We start from the raw sequence: 3,371 nt of genomic DNA, 5'->3' as shown, positions 1-3,371 counted from the left end.
GGCGGGGCAGTCGGCGGCGGCGGGGATGGTGGTGGACCTGTCGGTCGCGGGGGAGGTGCGGTCGTACGCGGCGGAGGTCGAGCAGACGGCGTACCGGGTGGTGCAGGAGGCGTTGACAAACGTCCACAAGCACGCGGCGGGGGCGAAGACGTACGTGCGGTTGGCGCACCGGGTGTCGGAGATCGCGATGCAGGTGGAGAACGAGCCGCCGCCGGAGCCGGGGTCGGCGTCGGCCGCGGGGCTGCCGTCGGGCGGCAATGGTCTGGTGGGGATGCGGGAGCGGGTCCTGGCGCTGGGCGGTGTGTTCGTGTCGGGGCCGACGGAGGCGGGCGGGTTCCGGGTGTCGGCGGTGATTCCGTCGGCGTAGGCCGGCTGTGGACCGGTGGGGGCCGGGTTCCGGGGCGGGGCGGTGGTGTGCCCTCCCGCGGGGTGTGCCGTCCCGCGGGGTGTCTCAGCCGGCGGTGAGGCGTACCGGCTGGACGCCGGTGACCAGGGTGGTCAGGGCGTGGTCGAGGTCGGGGCCGACGTACCAGTCGCCGGTGTGGTCGAGGGTGTAGACGCGGCCCTCGGTGTCGATGGCGAGCAGGGCGGCGGTGTCGGTCTCCTCGCCGAGGGGGCACAGCTCGGTGCCGAGTGCGCGGCCGAGGTCGCCGAGGGTGCGGGCGAGGTGGAGGCCGTGCAGGGGGTCGAGGTGGAGGGTGGCGGGGGCGATGTGCCGGCCGGGTCCGGTGGGGGTGATGGTCAGGCCGCCGAATTCGGCCCAGGCTTCGACGGCGGCGGGGAACACGCTGTGCCGGTGTCCGGCGGGTGAGGTGTGTTCGCGCAGGGTGTCGGCCCAGATCTCGGCTTGTTTTATGTCCCAGCGTCCGGGGTGCCAGCCGGCGTCGCGCAGGGCGGCGTCGACGGGTACGGGGAAGCGGGTGGTGGAGGTGCGGTCGGTGTGCATCTGCCGTTCGTTCGTCGTGCGCGTGCGGGTGCTCGCGTGGTGGTGCCGGTGGTGTGGGTGGTGCCGGTGGTGGCGGGTGCCGGCGGTGTGGGGTGCCGGCGGTGGTGTCGGTGCCGCGGGTGCGGAGGACGGGGTCAGCCGTCGGTCGCGGGGTCGACGATGCGCACGCCGAAGTGGGCGCTGAGCGCGGTGCAGGCGCGGCAGGGGGTGGCGAAGCCGCCGTGGAGGGGGTCGCCGTCCTCGCGTATGCGGCGGGCGGTGAGTTTGGCGTGCTTGAGGGCTTTGCGGGCTTCGCCGTTGGTCATGGGCCGGCGGGCGGCGCGTTTGCTGCGGGCGGCGTCGGCGGTGGCGAGGTGCCGGGAGATGAGGATGGTCTCCGCGCAGCGGCCGGTGAAGCGGTCGCGCTGGGCACTGCCGAGGGCGTCGAGGAAGTCCTGGACGAGGGGGTGCAGGGTGGGGGGCTGGTCGCTGCGGGCGGCCGTGCAGGTGAGGGTGGCGCCGCGGACGGAGAGGGCGGCGGCGACCGCGGGCAGGATGCCGTCGCGCCGGTGCCGGAGCGCGGGGGTGGGGGGTGCGTCGGTGCCGCTCCAGTCGATGCGAGGGTCGCCGGCCCGCACGTCGGTACCTCCGGTCCGCAAGGTGTTCATGGTCGTCGTTCCCCTCCCCGGGCATCCCCCGAAGGACACAGGGTGCCAAATGCCATGGCCCGTGCGGAAGCTGGGGCGGGGCGACACGCCCGTGCGGGGGGCGTGTCGTGACGGTGGGGTGACGGCTGGTCACGGGGGTGGCGCCGGGCGGTCGGTGGGGGACGTGATGGGCCGGTGACCGGGGTTCGTGTACCGCATAGGCTGTCGGCATCCGCGATCGACACCGCCGCTTAAGGCCAGAGGGAATGCCGCAGGGGGCAACCGCCATGACGACAGGTCGGCTCGGGCCGGGGGCGCCGCCCAGCGGTCAGGCTGGGGGACAGGCCGTGCCGCCGAACGCGGCTTACGCCGGGCAGGTGGTGCACTTCCCGGATCCGGTCCGGGCGGCGCGTCATCCGGGGGGAGTGCGGGTGGATGACCGGGGTTACCCGGATTTCTCGCCGTACGCGCGGGTGGCGGTGGAGATCGCCGAGCCGCCGGAGGGTTTCGGCGTCGACGAGCTGCGGCTGACGGACTACGTGTCGGCGAACGCGGCGCTGGCGGCGGCGGGGCACGAGTTGTGGGACACGGTGCCGGATGTGGCGACGCCGCACGGCTGGACGTGGCATCACGTGGTGGGCACCCGGCGGCTGGAGCTGGTGCCGGTCGACGTGAAGGCGTTGCTGCGGCACCACGGTGGGGTGGCGACGGCGGCGGTGGATCACGCCAAGCGCGGGACGCGGCCGTTGCAGGAGCCCCGGCCGGCGCACTTCGGGTTGTCGAAGTCGGGTGTGGCGGTGACGGAGGCGCAGGTGCAGGGGGTCGAGGAGGACCTGGGGTACCGGTTGCCGGGCGCCTATCGCTCGTTCCTGAAGGCGGCGGGTGGCTGCGCGCCGGTCGGCACGGCGCTGGACGCGGAGTTGGGGCTGCTGGTGGACCAGCCGTTCTTCACGGTGCGGGACGAGGCCGCGGTCAACGACCTGGTGTACGTGAACAAGTGTCTGCGGGACCACCTGACGAAGGATTACCTCGGGGTGGGGTTCGTGCAGGGCGGGCTGCTCGCGGTGAAGGTGAAGGGCGAGCGGGCCGGTTCGGTGTGGTTCTGCGCGTACGACGATGTGCGGGACGTGGATCCGTCGTGGTCGCCGGCGGAGCGGGTGGAGCGTCTGCTGCTGCCGTGCGGTGAGGATTTCGACGCGTTCCTGTCCCGGCTGGCCGGCAGTCCGCCGGAGCTGGAGACGGTGGCGAATCTGATGGTGGACGGCGGCTTCGTCCGTGTCGTCCCGGTGTCTTCCGGCCCGGTGGGGGAGTGAGCTGAGGCGATGGTGACCTACGCGCAGGCGCAGGAGCGCGCCGAGGAGTGGATCAACGGCGACGTGCCCGTGTACCAGCACCGTGAGGTGCGGGTGCGGGAGTTCGAGCTGGGGTTCGTGGTGTGGGGCGAGGACCGGGCGGAGGGGCCGCGTTCGGACGCGGGCGGCCAGCGGCTGGTGATCGCCCGGGACAGTGGTGAGGCGACGCTGTGGCCGGCGCTGCCGGTGGGCGAGGTGATCCGCCGGTACGAGGAGGCGTACGGCCGTACCGACGGGCCGCCGGACGCGGTTCCGGCGCCGGCCGCCGCCCGGCTGGACCTCAACCAGACCTCGTTCCTGTTGACGCCGCCGGAGTGGTTGCAGGAGGCGGCGGACAAGCTGGGGTCGGGCGACCGGCCGGGCTCCGGCGCGGGTGCGCCCGACGGCGGTGCGTCGGCCGGGGCGGGCTCGGGTGCGGGCGGGCCGGCCGTTCCCGCCGCTGCGGCC

At 74.2% G+C, this 3,371-nt stretch carries 3 protein-coding genes and 2 pseudogenes; 3 read left to right on the top strand and 2 right to left on the bottom strand.

The annotated features are described in order from the left end of the window. Positions 1-367, top strand: a pseudogene (locus IF37_RS0137995) (sensor histidine kinase); the annotation flags it as partial. 84 nt (positions 368-451) lie between these two features. Here the strand turns inward: IF37_RS0137995 and IF37_RS0137990 are convergent. Next, a complete protein-coding gene (locus tag IF37_RS0137990) occupies positions 452-946 on the bottom strand; it encodes an SUKH-3 domain-containing protein (RefSeq protein ID WP_030754145.1) in 495 nt (164 codons plus the stop codon). Positions 947-1,080: 134 nt separating this feature from the next. Then, positions 1,081-1,593, bottom strand: coding sequence for a YwqJ-related putative deaminase (locus IF37_RS0137985; RefSeq protein ID WP_030754142.1), 513 nt, complete (start codon positions 1,591-1,593; stop codon positions 1,081-1,083). Positions 1,594-1,859: 266 nt separating this feature from the next. Here IF37_RS0137985 and IF37_RS0137980 point away from each other — a divergent pair, with 266 nt between their 5' ends. Beyond that, positions 1,860-2,885, top strand: a complete 1,026-nt coding sequence (locus tag IF37_RS0137980) for an SMI1/KNR4 family protein (RefSeq protein WP_030754139.1) — start codon at positions 1,860-1,862, stop codon at positions 2,883-2,885. A gap of 9 nt (positions 2,886-2,894) precedes the next feature. Then, positions 2,895-3,371 (top strand): annotated as a pseudogene (locus IF37_RS0137975) (hypothetical protein); the annotation flags it as partial.

Origin of the sequence: Streptomyces sp. NRRL S-31 (genome assembly GCF_000718775.1) — a bacterium.
Lineage (GTDB): Bacteria > Actinomycetota > Actinomycetes > Streptomycetales > Streptomycetaceae > Streptomyces.
The sequence above is the reverse complement of the archived record's forward strand: the minus strand, read 5'-3'. Positions and strand labels throughout refer to the sequence as shown.